General features: G+C 72.9%; 16 protein-coding genes and 2 pseudogenes. 9 read left to right on the plus strand and 9 right to left on the minus strand.

The features are described 5' to 3' along the window. The first annotated feature begins 38 nt into the window (after positions 1-38). The 4 genes and pseudogenes from KIF24_RS20065 (at position 39) to KIF24_RS20080 (ending at position 3,345) form a co-directional block, all read left to right on the plus strand. Positions 39-680, plus strand: coding sequence for a hypothetical protein (locus KIF24_RS20065; protein ID WP_221085360.1), 642 nt, complete (start codon positions 39-41; stop codon positions 678-680). Between the two features lie 124 nt (positions 681-804). Further along, a complete protein-coding gene (locus tag KIF24_RS20070) occupies positions 805-1,191 on the plus strand; it encodes a hypothetical protein (RefSeq protein WP_221085361.1) in 387 nt (128 codons plus the stop codon). 184 nt (positions 1,192-1,375) lie between these two features. After that, on the plus strand, positions 1,376-1,891 hold the full coding sequence (locus tag KIF24_RS20075) for a 2'-5' RNA ligase family protein (RefSeq protein WP_221085362.1): 516 nt from the start codon (positions 1,376-1,378) through the stop codon (positions 1,889-1,891). A gap of 249 nt (positions 1,892-2,140) precedes the next feature. Further along, a pseudogene (locus tag KIF24_RS20080) lies at positions 2,141-3,345 on the plus strand (IS110 family RNA-guided transposase). A 38-nt stretch (positions 3,346-3,383) separates the two neighbouring features. On the opposite strand, the gene KIF24_RS20085 reads toward KIF24_RS20080, so the two are convergent. The 4 genes and pseudogenes from KIF24_RS20085 to KIF24_RS20100 all read right to left on the minus strand — a co-directional run bounded on the left by KIF24_RS20085 (position 3,384) and on the right by KIF24_RS20100 (position 8,290). Beyond that, entirely contained in the window at positions 3,384-4,301 is a 918-nt protein-coding gene (locus tag KIF24_RS20085) for a siderophore-interacting protein (RefSeq protein WP_221085363.1), read from the minus strand. A 29-nt stretch (positions 4,302-4,330) separates the two neighbouring features. Next, positions 4,331-6,346: pseudogene (locus tag KIF24_RS20090) on the minus strand (iron ABC transporter permease); the annotation flags it as partial. Positions 6,347-6,434: 88 nt separating this feature from the next. Continuing rightward, the gene (locus tag KIF24_RS20095; protein WP_221085364.1) at positions 6,435-7,418 is read right to left on the minus strand and encodes an ABC transporter substrate-binding protein; all 984 of its coding nucleotides are present in this window, start codon (positions 7,416-7,418) and stop codon (positions 6,435-6,437) included. Positions 7,419-7,456: 38 nt separating this feature from the next. Further along, the gene (locus KIF24_RS20100) at positions 7,457-8,290 is read right to left on the minus strand and encodes an ABC transporter ATP-binding protein (protein WP_221085365.1); all 834 of its coding nucleotides are present in this window, start codon (positions 8,288-8,290) and stop codon (positions 7,457-7,459) included. Between the two features lie 312 nt (positions 8,291-8,602). Between KIF24_RS20100 and KIF24_RS20105 the strand changes: the two genes are divergently transcribed. Further along, positions 8,603-10,330 (plus strand): coiled-coil domain-containing protein, encoded by a 1,728-nt coding sequence (locus KIF24_RS20105; RefSeq protein WP_221085366.1) that lies wholly within the window; start codon positions 8,603-8,605, stop codon positions 10,328-10,330. A gap of 134 nt (positions 10,331-10,464) precedes the next feature. Here the strand turns inward: KIF24_RS20105 and KIF24_RS33190 are convergent, their stop codons facing one another. Further along, entirely contained in the window at positions 10,465-11,121 is a 657-nt protein-coding gene (locus KIF24_RS33190) for a hypothetical protein (RefSeq protein ID WP_230415778.1), read from the minus strand. Between the two features lie 337 nt (positions 11,122-11,458). Between KIF24_RS33190 and KIF24_RS20115 the strand changes: the two genes are divergently transcribed. Beyond that, complete coding sequence (locus KIF24_RS20115; RefSeq protein ID WP_221085367.1) at positions 11,459-12,427, plus strand: AraC family transcriptional regulator; 969 nt, start codon at positions 11,459-11,461, stop codon at positions 12,425-12,427. A 69-nt stretch (positions 12,428-12,496) separates the two neighbouring features. On the opposite strand, the gene KIF24_RS20120 is transcribed toward KIF24_RS20115, so the two are convergent. Beyond that, a complete protein-coding gene (locus tag KIF24_RS20120; protein WP_221085368.1) occupies positions 12,497-13,708 on the minus strand; it encodes an FUSC family protein in 1,212 nt (403 codons plus the stop codon). 296 nt (positions 13,709-14,004) lie between these two features. On the opposite strand from KIF24_RS20120, the gene KIF24_RS20125 reads away from it, so the two are divergent. The 3 genes from KIF24_RS20125 to KIF24_RS20135 all read left to right on the plus strand — a co-directional run bounded on the left by KIF24_RS20125 (position 14,005) and on the right by KIF24_RS20135 (position 18,016). Beyond that, positions 14,005-16,101, plus strand: a complete 2,097-nt coding sequence (locus KIF24_RS20125) for a cellulase family glycosylhydrolase (protein ID WP_221085369.1) — start codon at positions 14,005-14,007, stop codon at positions 16,099-16,101. Between the two features lie 63 nt (positions 16,102-16,164). After that, positions 16,165-16,545, plus strand: a complete 381-nt coding sequence (locus tag KIF24_RS20130) for a YccF domain-containing protein (RefSeq protein WP_221085370.1) — start codon at positions 16,165-16,167, stop codon at positions 16,543-16,545. Between the two features lie 61 nt (positions 16,546-16,606). Further along, positions 16,607-18,016, plus strand: coding sequence for an MFS transporter (locus KIF24_RS20135; RefSeq protein WP_221085371.1), 1,410 nt, complete (start codon positions 16,607-16,609; stop codon positions 18,014-18,016). Here KIF24_RS20135 and KIF24_RS20140 read toward each other — a convergent pair. The 3 genes from KIF24_RS20140 to KIF24_RS20150 all read right to left on the minus strand — a co-directional run bounded on the left by KIF24_RS20140 (position 17,943) and on the right by KIF24_RS20150 (position 20,697). Beyond that, positions 17,943-18,857 (minus strand): cation diffusion facilitator family transporter, encoded by a 915-nt coding sequence (locus tag KIF24_RS20140; protein WP_221085372.1) that lies wholly within the window; start codon positions 18,855-18,857, stop codon positions 17,943-17,945. The two genes, KIF24_RS20135 and KIF24_RS20140, sit on opposite strands and share 74 nt — an antisense overlap. 92 nt (positions 18,858-18,949) lie before the next feature. Next, positions 18,950-19,270, minus strand: coding sequence for a DMT family transporter (locus KIF24_RS20145; protein ID WP_221085373.1), 321 nt, complete (start codon positions 19,268-19,270; stop codon positions 18,950-18,952). 38 nt (positions 19,271-19,308) lie between these two features. Then, the gene (locus KIF24_RS20150) at positions 19,309-20,697 is read right to left on the minus strand and encodes an FAD-dependent oxidoreductase (protein ID WP_221085374.1); all 1,389 of its coding nucleotides are present in this window, start codon (positions 20,695-20,697) and stop codon (positions 19,309-19,311) included. Positions 20,698-20,791 lie beyond the last annotated feature (94 nt).

A 20,791-nucleotide genomic window follows, 5' to 3' on the forward strand; every position in this document is an offset into this window, starting at 1 on the left:
GGTAAGCGGCTGCGCCCGACACGGCGGAAGGGGACCAGATGTCTGACAGTCACACGGCACTACGCTCGATGCACGACCTGGGTCTGGCGGCCTGGTTCGGTGGATCCTTGATGGGAGCGTTCGGCGTCAACGGCGCCGCGGCCCGGATGGGTGACTCGACCCAGCGACTCTCGATGGCCTCGACCGGCTGGTCCCGTTGGACGCCGGTGAACGCGGCGGCGATCGGTGCGCACCTCGCCGGCGCGGTCGGTGAACTGGTGACGGAGAGCCCGAGGATGGCCGCACAGGCCGGCGTCGGCCGGGCGAGCACCGTGAAGACCGCGCTGACCGTCAGCGCTCTGGCGGTGACCGGCTACAGCCGGCTGCTCGGCATGCGGCTGGCCAAGGCGGGTCGACCGTCGGTCGAGGGCGTGACCGAACCGAATCAGCAGACACCGGCCAACGTGGCGGCCTGCCAGCGCCAGTTGAAGATGATGCAGTGGGCGATCCCGGCGCTGACCGGGGCACTGATCGTGGTCACGGCGTACATGGGTGAGCAGCAGAAGCCAGGGCAGGTCCTACGCGGCATGCTCGGCCGGGCGGGCGGCGTGATGCACGCGTCGAAGGGGATCGGCAAGGGCGCCGGCGGGATGGCGGCGGTGAAGGCGGTCCGGCGACAGATGGCGATGTCCGGCCACTGAGGGGCCAGGCAACCGACGGCAGGGCAGCCGAACGGCAGGGCAGCCGAACGGCAGGGCAAGCTGACGGCAGGACGGCGACGGCCGGTCCGCGACCGGCACCGGCGCACCGACCAGCGAGGTGGCCATGACCGACAAGGACAGGCAGGATCGGGGACCGGAGCGCACCGCGCCCTGGGGGACCACGGACGGTTTCGACGCGGACCCGCCGTGGGGCGCCGGTGCGGACTCGCCGCTGGACGAGGGCAGCGAGGAGACCGCCGTGCCCGAGGGCCGGCGGGGCGAGCGGCGGGCGGACGGCGCGGCGGAGGGCGGCGCGGTGAGCCGGCCCGACGGCCGGCACGGCTTCGGTTCCGTGGAGCCGACCCGTACACCGGTGGCCGGGCCGGGCGCCCCGCCGGACCCGGCGCCCTCGCGGCGCAGCTTCCCGGACGACGAGGCCGGCGGTGACCTGCCGGACAACGCGCTGGAGGAGGCGACCGGCATGCACCCGGAAGGCTCCTGGCACGGTTGAGCCGATTGCTGGCGGGAGCGCGGGCACCGGTGACGGTGACCGCGATTCCGCGCCCGGCGATCAGGACGGTACGGTCCGCCCGACACCGAGCAGGGCGGCCAGCCGTTCCGCGTCGCGCTGGGCCTGGCCGGCGCTGGAGGGTCGCGCCGTCGTCGTGCCGTGACCGGCGGCCTAGAATGATCATGTGGTCGCCGCACTGGAGTTGTACCTGGACACCGTCGCCACCCGGCGCATCCGGGTGCTCTGGGACGCCCTGGAGGCCGAGGGGGTGCAGAGCATGCGCTCCCTGCTGGAGCAGCGGCACCGGCCACACGTCTCGCTGGCGGTCGCGCCGCGCTTCGACCCGGAACAGGTCGCGGCGGCGCTGGCCGGCGACCCGGTGGCGCCGCCGCTGCGGCTGTCGTTCCAGCACACCGGCCAGTTCGTCGGCCGGGTGCTCTGGCTGGGTCCGGTTCCCACGACGGAGCTGCTGGGACACCACCGGCGGGTGTACGACCGGCTCACCGCGGGCGGCGTCGGGCTGGTCGAGCACTACCGGCCGGGCCGGTGGGTGCCGCACTGCACGTTGTCCATGCGGGTGCCGAACGCGTTGATGGCCGTCGCCGTACGCCGGTGCCTGGAGGTGCTGCCGCTGGAGGCGACGGTCGTCGCCGCCGCCCTCACCGACCACGCCCGCGACATCTCCCACCCCCTCCCCTGACCCTGCCCACCCGTTACCTTTTTGATCGTCCCCAGCCGGGGACTGCTCGGTCGCTCGGTCCGGTATGACTTACTGCCCCTGTCGCATGCATGATCCGGGGGGTGTTGTCGCCGGGCCGGGTGGCGTCGGCGGACCGCTGATAGGGACCCGACCACCCTTCGTGGGTAGGTCTCTCCGTAACGTGGCTGCCGGCAGTCCGACGCTCTGACCAGCGGCCGAGCCCATGTTGGACATCGTGGGAGACGAGACGTGACCAACGAGTACGGCGTGTTCCTCGGCCTGGACGTCGGCAAGAGCGACCATCACGCGGTCGCGTTGAATTCGGCGGGTAAGCGGCTGCACGACGCCGCGTTGCCGAACACCGAGGCCGGACTGCGGAAACTGTTCGACAAACTCGGCAGGCACGGCCGGATTCTGGCGGTGGTGGACCAGCCCGCCTCGATCGGGGCCCTGCCCGTCGCGGTCGCCCGGGCCTGCGGACACCAGATCGCCTACCTGCCCGGCCTGGTCATGCGCCGGCTCGCCGACCTGCACCCCGGCACCGCGAAGACCGACGCGCGCGACGCCTACGTGATCGCCGACGCCGCCCGGACGCTGCCGCACACACTGCGTCGCGTCGACGCCGGCGACGACACCCTCGCCGAGCTGGAGATGCTGGTCGGCTACGACGACGACCTCGCCGGTGAGGTCACCCGCGTCGCCAACCGCATCCACGGCCTGCTCACCCAGATCCACCCGCCTCTCGAACGCGTGCTGGGCCCAAAGTCCAGCACCAAGCCGTCCTGGAGCTGCTGTCGCGGTGCGGCGGCCCGACCGGGCTACGCAAGGCCGGCCGGTCGAAACTCGCCGAGATCGTCACGCCGCGTGCGCCACGGATGGGCACCCGCCTCGTCGAGCAGATCTTCACCGCCCTGGACGCCCAAACCGTCGTCGTCCCGGGCACCACCGCCGCCGAAACGATCCTGCCCAGACTCGCCGACAGCCTCCGTGACCTGATGAAACAGCGTGACCAGATCGCCGTCCAGGTCGAGGAGATGCTCGATGCACACCCTCTTGCCGAGGTCCTGATCTCGATGCCCGGCGTCGGGATCAGGACCGCAGCCCGGATCCTGCTCGAAGTCGGCGACGTCACCTCGTTCCCCACCTCCGGTCACCTGGCCGCCTACGCCGGACTCGCGCCGGTCACCCGCCGCTCCGGCACCAGCATCCGCGGCGAGCACCCACCCAAGGGCGGCAACAAGCACCTGAAACGCGCGTTCTTCCTGTCCGCGTTCGCCGCGCTTTCCGACCCGCTGAGCCGGGCCTACTACGACCGGAAGCGCGCCGAGGGCAAGAGACACAACGCCGCGCTCATCTGCCTCGCCCGCCGCCGCGTCGACGTCCTACACGCCATGCTCCGCACCCGCACCCCCTATCAACACAAACCGGCAGAAAAACTCGCCCTCATCGCTTGACAAAGACCATAGGGACACCCCCCGGTTGGTGGGGTGGGTCAGGACTGGTCGGGGCGGCCGTGGCGCCAGTAGCCCATGAAGGCGACCGCCCGGCGGTCCAGGCCGCGCTCGGTGACCAGGTGCCGGCGGAGGGTGCGGATGACACCTGCCTCTCCCGCGAGCCAGGCGTAGAGCGGGGCCGTCGGGGGTGCGTCGGGCACCTCCCAGAGGATGTCGCGGTCCACGTCCACCTCGTCGACCAGCTGCGCAACCGGGGTGCTCCCGCTGGCCGGCACGCTGGCCAGCAGCTCGCCGGCGGCTGCGGTGACGGCGGCGACGAGGCGGCTGCCGTACCCACCGACGCCCCGGGGCAGCCAGGCCACCTCGACACCGGGCGGCGCGATCAGCGGCAGTGCGTCACCGGTCTCGGGGACCTCCAGCAGCACCCGGCCGCGCGCGTCCAGCGGCAGCCGTTCGCAGATCGCACTGATCGCCGGCACGGCCGTCTCGTCCCCGGCCAGCAGCAGGCACCCGGTCGACGGGGGCCGGAACTCGACTCCGCCGTGGTCACCGCCGTATCCGGAGTCCGGGCCGACGATGGCGATCTCGTCGCCGGCCCGGACCCGCCGGGCCCACCGGGTCGCCGGGCCACCGTCGCCGTGCAGCACCAGGTCGACGTCCACCTCGCTGCGGTGCGGGCGGACCGCGCGGACGGTGTAGGTCCGGATCGGGTTGCGCTCGTGGTCCGGCAGGGCCCGCCACTGCGCATACCAGTCCGGCCCCTGCGGCAGCCGCACCCCGGTCCGGCCGGGCAGCGGCAGCGCCAACTTGATCCGCTGGTCGTAGCCGTTGTCGGCGAACCGGTCCAGGTCCGGGCCGGTGAAGGTGACCCGGACGAAGGACGGGCTGAGCCGGCGTACGGCGCGGACCTCGGCGACGAACAGTCGCCAGGGTGCGACGGGCAGGGTGTCGGTCATGATTCCTCTCCGGGTGCGGGTCGGTGCGCTTACCGGGTCTGGGCGGCCGCGGCGCGTGAGCGCCACAGCAGCCAGACGAAGTACGGGGTGCCGATCATGGCCGTCACCAGGCCGGCGGGGATCTGGGCCGGCGCGATCACGCTGCGACCGAGGGTGTCGGCGAGGCTGACCAGGGCCGCGCCGAGCAGGGCGGCGACCGGTAGCACCCGGGCGTGCCGGCCGCCGACGAGGGCCCGGGCGGCGTGCGGGGCGACCAGGCCGACGAAGCCGATCACGCCGACGGCGGAGACCGCGGTCGAGGTGAGCAACGCCGCCGCGCCGAGGGCGACCAGCCGGGTGCGCTCCAGCCGGACGCCGAGCACCCGCGGGGTGTCGTCGTCGAGCGCCATCAGGTCCAGCTCACGGCGGGCGGCGACCACCACGGGGGTGAGCACCAACAGGGCGATCGCCACCGGCAGCACCTGGGTCGCGGTCCGGCCGTAGGTGGAGCCGGAGAGCCAGGTGAGGGCCTTGCCGGTGTTCCACGGGTCGAACGCGACGATCAGGAAGGTGATCATGGCAATGCCGCCCTGCCACGCGCCGAACCCGATCAGGACCAGCCGGTCGGAGCTGAGCCCGCCCCGCCAGGCCACGCCGTAGACGAGGGCGAACGCCACCATCGCGCCGAGCCCGGCCACGCCGGAGACGGCCCAGACGCCGGCCAGCGGCACGAAGGTGAGCAGCGAGACGGCACCGAGGCCGGCACCGGCGGTGATACCGAGGATGCCCGGCTCGGCGAGCGGGTTGCGGCAGACCGCCTGCACGGTGGTCCCGGCGACCGCGAGGGCCGCGCCGGCCAGCATCGCCGCCGCGACCCGCGGCCACCGCTGGTCCAGCACGAAGGTGTACGCCGGCCCGGTGCTCCCGTTGATCCAGTTCATGATGTCGCCGAGCAGCAGCCAGGTGTCCCCGGCCAGCAGGCCGAGCAGCACCGCCGCGACGGTGACCGTGGCGGCGACGGCGACGACGGTGCGGTGGAAGGCCGCTGAGCGGACCGCCGCGTGCCCGCCCGGCGGCCGGCGGGTGGGGCCGGCGTCGCGGTGCCGGCGCGCCAGCCAGATCAGGATCGCCGCGCCGAACAGGGTGGTCACCACGCCGGTGGGGATGTCGACGCCGGCCTGGCCACCCATCAGGGCCCGCAGCAGCACGTCGGAGCCGAGGACGATGACGATCCCGGCGATGCCGGACAGCGGCAGCAGGATCCGGTGCCGGTGCACGCCGGGCACCAGCGGGCCGAGCAGCCGGACGATGACGGGTGCGCAGAGGCCGACGAAGCCGACCGGCCCGGTGAGGGTGACCGCCGCGGCGGACAGCAGCACGGCCAGCACGGTGACGAGCAGGCGGGTACGCCGTACGTCGATGCCGAGCACGGTGGCGGTGTCGTCGCCGAGGGCGAGGATGTCGAGGCGGTGGCCGAGCAGCAGCAGCGCCACGATGGCCGCCCCGATCACCGGGGCGAGTTGGGTGAGGGCGTTGAGGTCGCTCTGCACCAGCGAGCCGTTGCCCCAGGCGAACAGGCCGATGGTGGCCTGTTCGAAGAGCAGGAGCAGCAGGGTCGTCACCGAACCGAGCGCCAGTGCCGTGGCCGAGCCGGCGAGGATCAGCCGGGTGGTGCCGGCCTGCCCGCCGGCCGACATCGCCATCACCAGGCCGGCGGCGGCGAGCCCACCACCGAAGGCGAGGCCACCGGCGGGCAGCGCGGGCAGCGCGATGCCGAAGGCGGCGACCGCGACGATGGCCAGGTGGGCCCCGGCGTTGACGGCGAGGGTGTCCGGTGAGGCGAGCGGGTTGCGGACGATCGACTGCAACGCGGCACCGGCGAAGCCGAGGGCGACGCCGATGGCCAGCCCGGCGAGCAGGCGGGGCAACCGGGAGGCGACCAGCACCCGGGCGGTCTCGTCGTCGCCACCGGTCAGCAGCCGGAGCAGGTCGAGCGCGCCGACGGAGGAGGTGCCCTGGGTGAGGTGCACCGTCATGACCACCGCCAGCAGCGCGGTGGCGACGACGAACGCCCCGACGACCCGGGGGGCCGAGAGGCGCCGGCCGGAGCCGGCTGGAGAGCCGGCTCCGGGCGCGGGGGCGCGGTCAGCACGGTCACACCGCGTAGGTGTTGACGAGCTGGTCGATGTACTGCTTGCCCGAGAGCGGCCCGCCGAAGGTCCAGATGCCGTCCGGCATCCGGTGCAGGTTGCCCTGCTTGACGAAGGGCAGGGACTTCCAGATGGCGTTGTCGGCCAGGCCGTCGGCGAAGACGTCGGCGCCGTCGGAGGCGTTGTAGAAGAAGTGCAGGTCCGGGTTGGAGAGTGCGGTCATGCCCTCGACGTCGGTCTGGCCCAGGCCCCACGCCTCGTCGGTCTTGCCGGTCCAGGCGTTGGTGAGGCCGAGCTGGATGCCGATCTGGGAGACCAGCGCACCCTCGCCGAACATCCGGATGCTGACCGTGCTGCCTTCCTTCCAGCCGTCGGCTATGGCGAACGGCTTGCCGGCCGCGCCGGCGTCGGCGAGCTTCTTCTTGCCGTCGGCGATGGCCGCGTCGAAGTCGGCGAGCAGCTTCTCCGCCTCGGCCGTCCTGCCGACCGCCGCGGCGATCATGTTCAGGTCGGTGCGCATCCGGCCGAGGTTGTCCGAGGCGTCGCTGCCCTTGGTGACGATGACCGGGACGTACTTCTCCAACTGGCTGATCACGTTGGCGCCGCGGTCGTCCTCCATCACCACGAGGTCGGGCTGGAGGGCGACGATCGAGTCGATGCTCGGCTCGCCCCGCGTGCCGACGTCGGCGACGCCCGGGTCGAGCTTGGCGGCGCTCACCCAGGTGGCGTAGCCCTTGGGGTCGGCGACGCCGACCGGCATGACGCCGAGGCTGACCAGCATCTCGACCTCGCCCCACTCCAGTCCGACGACCTTGGTGGCGGGAGCGTCGAGCTTGATCTCCTTGCCCCGGCTGTCGGTGACGGCGACCGGCCCCCCGGTGGGGGAGGCGGAGGCGGCGGTTTCGGTGGGGTTCTCGGTGGTGCCGCAGGCGGCCAGGAGCACCGCGGTGGCGGCGGCCACCAGGGCGGTTACACGGGTACGAGACATGATGTTCTTTCTCGGGTGGGTTTCGTGACTGGTCTGGTTCAGACCGGGATCCGGGTCAGGTGCCGGCCGACGGGGCGGGTGGTCACCAGGCCGCTCAGCGGGTCGCTGGTGACCTCGATCCGGATCCCGTAGGTCTCGGTGAGGTCCTGCTCGGTGAAAACCTCGGCGGGGGTGCCGGTGGCGCGGACCCGGCCGCCGTGCAGCAGGACCACCTCGTCGGCCACCGCGGCGGCCTGGTTGAGGTCGTGCAGCACGACGCCGACCGCGGCGCCGTGGTGGTCGGCGAGATCACGCACCAGGTCGAGGATCTCGACCTGGTAGCGCAGATCGAGGAAGGTGGTGGGTTCGTCGAGCAACAGCACCGGGGTGTCCTGGGCCAGGCAGGTGGCCAGCCAGACCCGCTGTAGTTCGCCACCGGACAGTTCGTCCACCGGCCGGTCGGCCATCGTGGTGACCCCGGTGACCTCCATGGCGCGGGCCACGGCGCCCGGCCCGTCGGGGTCGTCGGCCCGCCAGCGGCCCCGGTAGGGGTGACGGCCGTAGCCGACCACGTCGCGGACGGTGACCCCGCTGGGGACCGGCCGGCTCTGGGCGAGCAGGGTGACCCGGCGGGCGTACTCCTTGGCCGGCAGACCCGCCGCGGCGCTGCCGTCGGCGAAGTGGACCGTGCCACCGTCGATCCGGTGCAGCCGGGCCAGTGCCCTTAGCAGGGTGGACTTACCGCTGCCGTTCGGGCCGACGAGGGCGGTCACCGCGCCGGGGCGCAGGGTGATCGCCGCGCCGTGCACCACGGTCGTGCCGTGATAGCCCAGGCTGAGGTCCACTCCCCGCAGGCTCTGCTCGGCGATCTTCGACGCCAGTCCGCTCGACATGCGGTTAGGTTAACCTAACCTAAGTACCTGTCAAGACGCGGGCTCCGATCACGTTCGAACGCCTTGACGACGACATCGGCGCTGGTGAACGCGGTTCGATCCGGCGTCCGGCAACCACGCGATCCGGTCCCGCCGGACACCGGTGAGGACCCGCCCGCCACTGTCGACGCGAACGTCCGGCCGGCGTCGCCGGTCGGGCGGCGCGAAACGGTACCGGGGTGGGACGACAGACCGACCCGAGCAGCGGTAGCGTTGCGCGTCATCGCCACCGGCCCGCCGGTGTGGTGTTCCCGATCGTACGGAGGATGGGGCATGTCCATCGGCGAGGAGCCGTTCGCAGCCCGCGACGACCTGGCCTCGCGGCCGAACTTCGAGGTCACGTTGCGCGGGTACGAAAAACGGCAGGTCGAACGCTACGTCGAGCAGATGGACGGCCGGCTCAGCATGGTCTCCGCGGAGCGGGACCGGATCGCGGCACGGGTACGCGAGCTGACCGGAAAGCTTCAGGCGTTCCAGGTCGAGGTGACCGAGTTGCGGCAGCGACCGGCGCACATGGACAAGGCGACCTTCCGCGACCTGGGCCCGATGGTCGACCAGATCCTGGACCTGGCCGAGAAGCAGGCGGCGGCGATCGTCGAGACACACACCCAGCGGGCCACCAAGCTCCAGGCGGAGGCGGAGAAGACCCTCACCAACGCGCGGGAGCGCACCGTCAAGGCGCTGGCCGACCTCGACGAGGAACTGGCCGGCCGGCGGGCCGAGCACGAGAAGACGTACGAGGAACTGCGCGCGGCGGCCGACGCGGAGCTGACCGAGACCCGCGAGCGGGCCGAGAAGCTGCGCGCCGAGGGCGAGGCCGCACACGAGCGCGCCCAGCAGGAGGCGCAACGGATCGGCGAGCAGTGCCGCCAGCAGGTCGATCAGGCCCGGTCGGCGGCCGAGGCGCTGACCACCTCGGCGCGTACCCAGATCCACCAGGAGATCCAGGCGGCCCGGTCGAAGAGCCAGCAGGAGCTCGGCCAGTGGCGCGCCACGGTCGAGGAGGAACTGGCGGAGCGGCGGGCCACCGCCGAGGAGGACCTGGCCGAGCAGCGAGCGGCGGTCGAACGCGAGTTGGCCGCCCAGCGGGCCGCCGCGGAGCAGCGGGTCAGTTCGATGATCGCGGACGCCCAGCAGTACTCCGCGGAGATCCGCAAGCGCTCCGACGAGCAGGCGGCCGAGGTCCGCCGGCTCAGCGACGAGCAGGCCGCGACCGCCGAGGAGCAGCTCCACGCCGTGCAGCTGGAGGTGGGCGAGCAGCGGGAGTCCCTGGCTCAGCTGCACGAGGAACTGGACGAGGCCCGGCAGCAGCTCGACGAGGCCCGCCACACCAGGGACACCACGGCCACCGAGCTGACCCGGTTGCGGCAGCAGCTGGAGGAGACCAGCCGCGAACTGGTGGCGGAGGGCCGACGCCTGGACGAGGTGCGCCGGGCCGTCGAGGCCGCCGAGCGGCATGCCAAGGAGATCCGGGCGCGGGTGCAGCGCGAGGCCAAGCGGGTCGCCGACCTGGCGGCCGCAGCCGTCATGGCCGCCGCGGCCGGTGGCGGCGAGACCGCCGAATATCCGGTGGTGGCGGCCCGGACGGGGCCGCACGCGGCGGCGGGGAACCGGCCACGGCGGCCGGCGGTGCAGTGCCGGAGGCGCCCGCCGGACAGGTCGACGCCGGACAGGTCGACGCCGCCCAGGTCGACGCCGGACAGGACGAGCAGACCTCCGGGACCGGGGCGGACCCGGACCGCCCGGCGGCGGAGAGCGCGGACGGCACCGAACCGGCCCGGGAGCGCAACGGAGCCGTGGCCGGCCGGCCGGGCCAGCCCGAGGCCGCGGCCGGCTCGCTGCCGGACCCGGTGGCCGCGCGGCGGCGGCGGTGGCGGCGAGCGGGCCAGGCGGTATCAACTGGTTCGCCGGCCAGGCGGCGACGGCACCGGGCGACGAGGCCGAGGGCCGGCGGCCACCTCGACCGAGGGTGACCGGGCACCGGAGCCCGCAGCCAACTGACCTCCCGTCGCGCCCGCGCGGGCGCGACGCCAGCCAGGCCTCGATCCGCGTCTTGGTGTCGCGCCCGCGCGGGCCGGCCACGCCCCGGCCAGGCTGGGCGCACCCAATCCGGGCTGCCCGCGGCTGCCGCGCCGTCAGAACGGACGGCGTGGCAGCCAACCGAGGAACCGGTTGCGGGCCCGCGCCAGCGGTAGTCCCGGCAGGTCCCGGGCGGCGGCCAGCAGGCACGATCCCAGGTAGACCGCGAGCGCGGCGCGGGCGCCGCCGAATTCCGCGAGCAGCTGGCTCTGCTTGACGGCACACGGCCATTCCTGCCCGCAGCCGGTGCAGGTCCAGGCCGGCGGCGAGGGCAGGTGCTCGGGCGGCTTCGTCGAGCGGTAGCGGGTGGCGGCGCTGTTGCGAATGCCGGCACGGGCGGGTAGCCGCAGCGGGTCGCCGGGCGCCGACTGCCGGGGCGTGAACAGTTCCCGGCGCGCCAACCCGAGGGTGCCGCCCACCCGGACCAGCGCGTCCGGCCCCGGACGGTAGCCGACGAGGGCGCCCAACACGTGGTGTCCCAGCAGGTCGAAGGCGTCGGGCTGCAGGCCGATGTCCCGGCACAGCGCGATCAGCCGAGTCGGCGCCACCACCCGCTGCGCCACGAGGGCGCAGCGCAGCACATCCCGCAGCCCGACCCGGAGGCTGGACAACCGGGTTCCCGCGACAGTGGTCAGGAGTGCCTCTCCGGCGATGCGCCGGAGGGCTTCGGCCGTCGCCAGGCGGACGATGTCGATCGGATCCTTGGTTTCCAACACCCCACCCCTTCATCCGTTCAGGTCGATCAGCTACCTCTCGTTTCGACACTCTTCGCATGATCACGGCCACGGTCGGTCGTCGGCTAGGCCGGTGCGCGCACGGCGACCGCACCCGGTTAGCCCGAAAACGAACACTTCCTGACGTCGGCAACGAGCGAGCCCCCGCCGGCGCGACGGCGGCGCCACGAAAACTTCATGGGATTCCTTCCTTTGTGGATACCATTGATGGGAATTCTGGTTTCGCGCGACCTCCAGCTCATCAGATCCACCACCCGTCCCGCCGGGCTCCGTCCGGCGGGCGGCAGCGCCCTCCGTCCACGCTGATGGAGACGTATTGAAGACGAAGGTTCCGACCGCCCACCGGTTCGACAGCCGCGACCCGGACACCATCCACGACTTCCTGGCGAACGCCTACGGGACCGAGCTGACGATCCGGGCGGCGACCGGCGTCCGCTACCGGCTCCGTCATCACCGGGTGGACGCGGGCCCGTTCTGGTTGGACACGTTGGACCAGTCCAGCTGGCTGGAAATCGATATCGGACCGCCCGCCGCCCTGGTGATCTGCCAGGTCGTCAGTGGCCGCGTCGACCGCTCCTGCGCCGGGGTGGACGGCCGGTTCGGGCCGGGCGACGTCTTCCTGGCCAGCGCTCCCGGGCTGCCCTACTCGGTGCGCTGGTCGCCCGGCCGGCTCACGATGACCCTGCTCGGCCTCTCCGTGCTGGCCAGGGTGACCGGCGGCGCGTCGGCCGATCAGGCGGAAATCGTCCGGTTCACCGGGCTGACCCCCATCTCGCCCGCCCTCACCCGACTGTGGCGGCACACCACCAGCTACCTCAACCACCTCGTGCTGGACAACCCGCACGCGTACCGCCAACCATTGGTGATCGCCAATGCCGCCCGGATGCTGGCCGCCTCGGCACTCGCCGTCTTCCCGAACACCACCACGGGCTGGCCGAACGCGACGGACTCGAGCGCCGCGACCACCGCGGTGTTGCGCCGGGCGACGGCGTTCATCGACGAGCACGCCGACCGCGACATCGGGGCGGCCGACATCGCCGCCGCGGCCCAGGTCTCGCTGCGGGCCCTACAACTGGCGTTCCGTCGCCACCTCGACACCACCCCGATGGCGCACCTGCGTCGGGTCCGGCTCGACCGCGCCCACCGCGACCTGCTGGTGGCCGACCCACGACTGGACACGGTGTCGGCGATCGCCTCACGCTGGGGGTTTCTCAGCCACAGCCGGTTCACCGCCCGCTACCACGCCACCTACGGGATGCCGCCGAGCCGGACGCTGCACGCCTGAGAATCAGCCGCTGCCGGCGGGTCACCGGTCGCCCGATCCGGGTGCTGCCGCAGATGTCGGTATGGCGGGTCAGGAGCGGTCCGGCTCGGCGGAGTGTTCCCCACTGTCGCCACGCGCTCGCCCGAAGCGCTCCCGGATCACGCTCACCGCCTCGTCGTCGTGGCAGCCGAGGCTGCGCAGCAGGTCGGTGGCGACGGTACGGACCTGGGCCACCACCACGCTGCCGGAGAAGCCGACCCCCTCGTCGTACGCCTCGGCGGCCCGGTCCACCGCCTTCAGGATCAGCTGCTCGGCTCGCTGGGTGCGGTGCCCGCTCTCGGCCTCGACCTGGAGCAGCGCGAGAGCGTCGCCGAAGTAGTGCACCGCGGCCGCCAGGCCGGGTGGCACTGGTTCGCCGTCGTGCACGGCGGTGGCCGCCCGGCGCAGCATCTGCTGGCCGCCCCGGATGGCCAGGTCGAGATAGCGCGTGCCGCGCCGGTAGTGCTCGAAGGCGGCCCGGCGGTGCCAGCGGGCCGGCGAGACGGCCACCGCCTCCTGCGCCCCGGAGACCGCGTCATTGAGCAGCCCGAGTTGGGGAGTCAGGTCGTTCAATCCGTCCCGGGCCTCGGCCACCATCTCGCCGTCACCGGTGGACATCCCGTCCGCGGCGTTGTGCAGGTGCTCGATCAGGGACGCGAAGAGCGGCCGGGCGGCCCGCTGGATGATCCGCACCGGGTTGACCGGAAGCACGGCCACCACCACCACGGCGGCGATCCCGCCGATGACCGCGTCGATGATCCGGGGCAGCTCCTGCCCGCGCTGCACCGGCGCGAGCGTGACGATCAGCACCGCCGTACCGCCAGCCTGGCTGACGACCGCTCCGCCCCTACTCATGGTCAGCGCGAGCAGGATGGCCAGGGTGACCACGGCGGCGATCTGCCAGGGACCGGTGCCGATGACCGCGACCAGGGCGTCACCGACCAGCAGGCCGGCCAGCACGCCGAGCAGCAGCTCGATGGTGCGACGGGTGCGGCGGCCGATCGCGGCGGCGATGGTGCCGACGGCGGCGGTGGGGGCGAAGACCGGCGACGGGTGGTTCAGCACCTCGTGCGCCACCGTCCAGGCGAGCGCGGCAGCCACCCCGGCCTGCACGGCGAGGATGGCGTACAGCTCCAGGGTGCGGCGTCGCTCCTGCCAACCGACCCGCCGGCTGAACGCGGCGACCGTGCCCGCGACCCCGGACTCCACCCGGCCGGCGGCACCACGAACCCCATCCTTGTCCCGCTCGTCCGCCGCCGCCACGGCGCCGACTACCCGGCCGGGCCGCGCTCATTCGCCGCCCGGCGGTACCGGTGCCGCCGGCAGCCGACGGCGGGCCGGGCCGCTCGGCGCCGATTGCCTGCCGGCCGGATCCCTGCGGTATGCCGAGCCGTCCGCCGCACCCGTGGCCACCAGCACCGAAGCCGTTCATATCGCGCGGCATCGATTGACAAAGTTCATGATCCCAACTTATGGTGCGAGCCGGCCGGCTGTTCCCGGTGGCCCGGCGGCGCCCGGCCAGAGCCACCCGTCGACACCATCACCACACGAGGAGCGTCATGGCCGGGTTGAGGGGCACACTGCACAGGACACGATGGCGATTCGGCCTGGTGGCCGGCGGCATCGCCGTACTGCTGGCCGGGGTCGGCCTGATAGACGCCGGCGCGGCGCACGCCGCGGCCGGCTGCCGGGTGGCGTACTCGGCCCCCAGCCAGTGGCCGGGTGGGTTCACCGCCAACGTCGCCGTGACCAACCTCGGCGACCCGCTCAACGGCTGGCGACTGACCTGGACCTTCCCCTCCGGGCAGCGGGTGACCCAGGCGTGGAACACCACCATCACCTCGTCCGGCGACGATGTCACCGCCGCCAACGTGAGCTACAACGCCGCCCTGGGCACCAACCAGACGGCTTCGTTCGGCTTCAACGGGTCGTGGTCCGGCAGCAACGCGGCCCCCACCACGTTCGCCCTCAACGGGGTCACCTGCACCGGCAGCGTCGGCACCACCCCGCCGCCGAGCAGCCCGCCACCGACCACCCCGCCGCCCACGAGTCCCCCGCCGGCCGGCGACCCGATGGCCTACGTGGCCGCCATGCAGCCCGGCTGGAACCTCGGGAACACCTTCGACGCCGTCGGCGCCGACGAGACCGCGTGGGGCAACCCGCGCGTCACCCAGGCGCAGTTGGACGCCGTCCGGGCACAGGGCTTCAAGAGCATCCGGATCCCGGTGACCTGGAGCAACCACCACGGGCCGGCACCGTCGTACACCATCGACGCGGCCTGGCTGAACCGCGTCAAGGAGGTCGTCGGCTGGGCCCTGGACGACGGCTTCTACGTGATGATCAACATTCACCACGACTCGTGGCAGTGGATCCACGAGATGCCGACGAACCGCACCACCGTCCTCAACCGCTACCACGCGCTCTGGACCCAGATCGCCGCCGCGTTCCGGGACGCCTCGCCGAAGCTGCACTTCGAGAGCGTCAACGAGCCCCAGTTCGCCAACAGCTCCGGCGACGCCCAGAACGCGCAGCTGCTGAACGAGCTCAACACCTCGTTCCACCGGATCGTGCGCGCCTCCGGCGGCAACAACGCCACCCGGATGCTGGTCCTGCCGACCCTGCACACCTCCTCCGAGCAGGCCCGCATCGACGAGTTGGCCGCCACCCTCGGCCAGTTGGGCGACCGCAACCTGATCGCCACCGTGCACTTCTACGGCTACTGGCCGTTCAGCGTCAACGTCGCCGGCGGCACCCGCTTCGACCCGGTCACCCAGCAGGACCTGACCGACGCGTTCGACCGGGTCCACAACGCCTTCGTCGCCCGGGGCATCCCGGTCGTCATCGGCGAGTACGGGCTGCTCGGCTTCGACCGGCACACCGGCACCATCCAGCAGGGCGAGAAGCTGAAGTTCTTCGAGTTCCTCGGCCACTACGCCCGCACCAAGCGGATCACCACCCAGCTCTGGGACAACGGCCAGCACTTCGACCGGACCACCTTCGGATGGCGGGACGCGGAGCTGTTCGCCCAGATCAGGTCGAGCTGGACGACGCGGTCCGGCACCGCCTCCGCCGACCAGGTGTACGTGCCGCGTTCCGGCTCGGTCACCGCGAAGTCGCTCACCCTGAACCTGAACGGCACCACCTTCGCCGGACTCCGCCAGGGCGACACCGACCTGTCGCAGGGCACCGACTACACCGTCTCCGGCAGCCAGCTCACCATCACCGCGAGCGCGCTGACCCGGCTGGTCGGCAGCCGGGCCTACGGCGTCGACGCCACCCTGCACGCCCGGTTCTCCGCCGGTGTCCCGTGGCGGATCGACGTGATCACCTACGACACCCCGGTGCTGTCCAGCGCCACCGGATCGACCGGTTCGTTCGCCATCCCGGCCCAGTTCCGGGGCGACCAGCTCGCCACCATGGAGGCGAGGTACGCCGACGGCAGCAACGCCGGCCCGCACGACTGGACGTCGTACAAGGAGTTCGACGTCGCGTTCTCCCCCGACTACGCCGGCAACCGCATCGCGCTGACCGACACCTTCTTCGGTGAGGTACGCGACGGCTCCCCGGTCACCCTCACCTTCCACTTCTGGAGCGGCGCACAGGTGACCTACCGCGTTACGAAGTCCGGCAGCAACGTCACCGGCGTCACCGGCTGACCCGCCCGCCTGCCACCGGCCGCCTTCGGGCGGCCGGTGGCGCACGGTGGTCATGATGGATTCATGATCCGATTCGTGCTGAACGTGCTCTGGCTCATCTTCGGCGGCGGGCTGGTGCTGGCGATCGGCTACGGCATCGCCGCCCTGATCTGCTTCGTGCTGGTCGTCACCATCCCGTTCGGCGTCGCGTCGTTGCGCCTGGCGTCCTACTCGCTGTGGCCCTTCGGCCGGACCCTGGTGCCCAAGCCGGGCGTCGGGGTGGCCTCGGGCATCGCCAACGTCATCTGGGTGGTCCTGGCCGGTTGGTGGCTGGCCCTGTCCCACATCGTCGCGGGCGTCGGCCTCTGCCTCACCATCATCGGGATCCCGTTCGGCGTGGCCAACTTCAAGCTCGTCCCGGCGGCGGTCTGGCCGTTGGGCCAGGAGGTCGTCCCCGCGCCGTGACGATCCGCCCCGGCACCGACGCCCCGCGTTTGCGCGCCGTGTACGGGGTACCGGAGACCGCGTGCGCAGTGATCGCGAGCGGGCCGGACGCCCGGCCCGCGCCGCGCCGCCGCGCCGCCGGCGGGCGGTGCTGGTGCCCCCGGGCGGCGGGGTGCCGACGCCGCCGCGGCGGGTCCGCTGGGCCGGCGCGGTGGCGGCGCTGGGCTGCCCACCGTTCCGGGCCTTCTGGGCGGGGGCGATCTGCGCCAGCACCGCCACCTGGATGCTCAACCTGACCGTGCCACTGCTGCTCTACCGGGCGACGGGACAAGCGCTCTGGGCGGGTCTCGGCGCGTTCGCGCAGTTCGTGCCCGCGATGCTCGGTTCTCCGGTCGGCGGGCTGCTGGCCGACCGCTACCCACGCCGGGCGGTGCTGGCCGTCACCCAGCTGATCGCGCTGGCCGTCGCCCTGCTGCTGGCGCTGCTCAGCCGGGCCGGGACGGCGGCACCACTGGCCCTGCTGGCCCTGGTCGCCGCCGCCGGCGCGGCCAACGGGGTGCAGACCCCCGCCTGGCAGAGCCTCATCCCGCAACTGGTGCCACCCCGGCACCTGCTCAACGCGATCGCGCTCAACGCGATGCAGGCCAACTTCGCTCGCGCGCTGGGACCGGTGCTGGCCACGGCGGTGCTGGTCCGTGCCGGCAGCACCGCCGCGTTCCTGGTGGCGGCGGGCGCCAACGTGACGATGCTGCTCGCCCTCACGACGATCCGGCCTCGTACACCGGCGGAGCCGGCACCGCCGGAGCCGGTGCTCGCCCGGCTGCGCGGCGGCGTGCGATACACCCGTCGCGTACCCGGGCTGCTGGTCGCGGTGCTGCTGGCCGGATGCGTGTCCTTCGTCGGCACCCCCATCGTGCAGCTCGCCGCCGTCTTCGCCACCGACGTCTACGACGCCGGCACCGGCGGCGCCGGCCTGCTCGCCTCGGGGCTGGGCATCGGCGCCGTGCTGGGCGCGGTCCTGCTCAGCGTGTACGGCAGCGGCCGAAAGCGTTCCGCGGTGGCCGGCGTCGCGCTGGGCGTGCACGGTCTCGCGACGTTCGCCCTGGCCGCCGCCCCGTCGCTCTGGCTCGGCTTCGCCGCGGTGGTCGTGCTCGGGACGAGCTACCTGGCGGTGCTCTCCACCGCCAACGTGACGGTGCAGGTGCTCGCCCCCGATGCCCTGCGCGGACGGGTGGCCTCGTTGTACTGGATGGCCTTCGCCGGTGCCTACCCGCTCGGAGCCCTGACGCAGGGCTGGCTCGCCGATCTGATCGGGGTGCGGTGGGCGGTGGCGCTCACCGGGCTGGCGCTCGGTGCCGTGGTGGTGTCGCTGCGGCGTCGCCGGCTGCTCGACGCCCTGGACGGTGCCGCCCACGACGTCACCAGTGCACGCCCCCGCAGACGCCCTCGGCGTCCCGCGGCTCGACCTGCAACGTGGCGTGCTCGATCTTGAAGCGATCGTGCAGGATCCGCCGGGAGGTGGCCAAGACCCCGGCGAGGTCCGCCCCGGTGTCCAGGGTCAGGTGGGCCGAGGCCACCTCCATGCCCGAGGTCAGGGTCCACACGTGCAGGTCGTGCACGTCGGCGACGCCGTCGACGGCGCGCAGCCCGGCACGCACCTCGGCGACGTCCAGGTGCGGCGGCGCGGCCTGCACGAGAACCCGCAGGGCGGCGCGGCCGAGCCGGTAGGTGCGGGGCAGGATGAACAGGCCCACCGCCACGGCAACGATCGGGTCCGCGTACCACCAGCCGGTCGCCGCGATCACCCCCGCCGCGCCGATCACCCCGACCGAGGCGAGCAGGTCACCGAGAACCTCCAGGTACGCGCCGCGCACGTTCAGGCTCTCCTGCGCACCGGAGCGCAGCAACAGGAACGCCGCCACGTTGGCGACCAGCCCGGCACCGGCCACCGCCAGCATCGGACCGGCCAGCACCTCCGGCGGATCGTCGAGCCGCCGGATCGCCTCCACCAGCACGTAGACGGCCACCCCGGAGAGCAACACCGCGTTGGCCAGCGCCGCCAGGACCTCCATCCGGTACAGGCCGAAGGTGCGCTGCCCGTCCCGGGAGGCGCGGCTCGCCGCGGTGATCGCCGCGAGCGCCATCCCGATGCCGAGCACGTCGGTGAACATGTGCCCGGCGTCCGACAGCAGGGCCAGCGAGCCGGTCACCCCGGCACCGACCGCCTCCACCAGCATGAACACCGTCAGCAGGGCGAAGGCCGCCCACAACCGCCCGCGGTGCCGCTCCCCCGCCCGTGCGACCTGCCGCCCGTGATCGTGCCCGGCACCCACCCCGCGCCTCCTTCCGTGCAGTCACCGTCCCCCGGAATATATGCTTGCATTGCAATGGATGCAACTATAAGACGGGAGTCTGGCGAGCCCACTCAGTGGACGCCGTCGAGGTTGAGGAGCACGACTCCGGCGATGACGATGCCGACACCGAGGACCTTGGTGACGGTCAGCGGCTCACCGAGGAAGGCGGCCCCGATCGCGACGATCGCGGCGGTGCCGAGGCCCGACCACATGGCGTACGCGATGCCGACCTGGATGCCCTTGACCGCCTGGGCCAGCAACGCGAAGGCGACCAGGTAGGCCACGACCAGCCCGAGCGTCGGCCAGAGTCGGGTGAACCCCTGCGTCGCCTTGAGCAGGCTCGTGCCGGTGACCTCGGCCGCGATGGCGAGCAGGAGGAAGACGTACGCCACGGTTGACCTCTTTCACTACGCCGGTAGGCGCCACGCTCTCACCTGGCGGAGCGGCGGGCGCGCCGGTTCGCCCGCAGGGCACCCAGGATCACCCGCGGACTGACCAGCGACTGCGGGTGCTCCCGCATGGAGACCACCTCGTTGAACCGGCGGGCGGTGGCCACGTCCGTGACGGTCGCCGTGACGATCTGCCGGCTCAGCCAACTGGACAGCCGATAGCCGCGCGGGTAGGGCCCCTCGACGTGCGGCAACGCGAGGTCGGCGGAGGTCGACATCGACCAGGCGGCGTCGACCACGACCTTCTGCAGGGCGAAGAACTGGCGGGCGGGTACGCCCAGATCCGGGCCGGGCCGCAGGTAGCTCGACAGGCAGGCCGCGTGCAGGGCCGCCGCGGTGATGCCCTGGCCGTACACCGGGTTGAACGAGGCGACCGCGTCACCGACGCTGACCAGCCCGGCCGGCAGCCGGGTCAGCGCGTGGAAGTCCCGCCGCCGGCTGTCGGCGTGCCGGTACGTCTGCACGTCACCGAGCAACTCGCGGTCGGCGAGCGCCGCGAACTCCGGGGGGAACTGCTCCCGCAGCCGGCGGACGAAATCCTCGGCGGTGCCGCCGGGACGGCTGTCCGCGTACCCGGCCATCATGGCCATCCACCGGCCGTCCTCGATCGCGAAGAACGCGGCCCCGGCCACGTCCGACGACCCGCGCGGGCTGTTCAGTGCCAGCACCACCGGGTGCTCCGGGTGCTCCTCGTGGCGGCGGAACAGGGCGGTGGCGTAGTTGAGGTGCACCGTCATCCGCCGCAGGGCGGGCCGTTCCCAGCCGGACTCCGCCAGCCAGTCGGACAGCCGGCTCGACCTGCCCATGGCGTCCACCACCAGGTCGGCGCTCTCGATGCCGGCCGCACCGCCGACGTCGCAGCGGACCCCGGTGGTGACGGCGCCGTCGAAGACCAGGCCGGTGGCGCGGGCGGTGATCGTCTTGACGTTGGGCAGCCGGAGCACCTGCTCGCGGATCAGCGACTCCAGCAGCGGCCGGCTGCCCGCCAGGCTGTCGGCGTCGTCCGGTACGACCACCTTCAACCGGCCGTCGAGGTAGTTGCGCCGGACCGCGGGCGGGGCCTCGACGGCCCCCCGGGCCAGGGCCCGCTCCCGGAATCCCGGGAACAGCTGTTCGAGCTGGAGGAAGCCGCCGGGCAGCAGGGCGTGCAGTTGGGTCCCCTGCGGCACGCCCGGCCGCCCGCCGGGCTGGTGCAGGTCGTCGCGGTCGATCACGACCACGCTCTCCGCGTGGTCGGACAACACCCGGGCGGCCAGCATCCCGGCCACGCTGCCACCGACCACGACGGCCTTGCCGATGACCGGAGACGCCTCGTCGGGCGGTCGCACCGCGTTCAGCGCCGCGAAGACCCGGGCCGGGGAAGGGGACATCGTTGCTCTCCAGGGGGTACGAAGCGATGGCGTCTGCCCGTTGACCTGCGCTCGGGTGCGTGGGCAGGCCCTCGGGAGAGTCTCGCGGTGCGTG

It is taken from the genome of Micromonospora tarapacensis, assembly GCF_019697375.1.
Classification (GTDB): Bacteria; Actinomycetota; Actinomycetes; order Mycobacteriales; family Micromonosporaceae; genus Micromonospora; species Micromonospora tarapacensis.

Bases quoted from the DNA above. Each gene is read 5' to 3' on its own strand.
- KIF24_RS20150 (WP_221085374.1), bottom strand. From the start codon at position 20,697: ATGTCCCCTTCCCCGGCCCGGGTCTTCGCGGCGCTGAACGCGGTGCGA.
- KIF24_RS20100 (WP_221085365.1), bottom strand. From the start codon at position 8,290: ATGTCGAGCGGACTGGCGTCGAAGATCGCCGAGCAGAGCCTGCGGGGA.
- KIF24_RS20065 (WP_221085360.1), top strand. From the start codon at position 39: ATGTCTGACAGTCACACGGCACTACGCTCGATGCACGACCTGGGTCTG.
- KIF24_RS20085 (WP_221085363.1), bottom strand. From the start codon at position 4,301: ATGACCGACACCCTGCCCGTCGCACCCTGGCGACTGTTCGTCGCCGAG.
- KIF24_RS20130 (WP_221085370.1), top strand. From the start codon at position 16,165: ATGATCCGATTCGTGCTGAACGTGCTCTGGCTCATCTTCGGCGGCGGG.
- KIF24_RS20070 (WP_221085361.1), top strand. From the start codon at position 805: ATGACCGACAAGGACAGGCAGGATCGGGGACCGGAGCGCACCGCGCCC.
- KIF24_RS20105 (WP_221085366.1), top strand. From the start codon at position 8,603: ATGTCCATCGGCGAGGAGCCGTTCGCAGCCCGCGACGACCTGGCCTCG.
- KIF24_RS20095 (WP_221085364.1), bottom strand. From the start codon at position 7,418: ATGTCTCGTACCCGTGTAACCGCCCTGGTGGCCGCCGCCACCGCGGTG.
- KIF24_RS20125 (WP_221085369.1), top strand. From the start codon at position 14,005: ATGGCCGGGTTGAGGGGCACACTGCACAGGACACGATGGCGATTCGGC.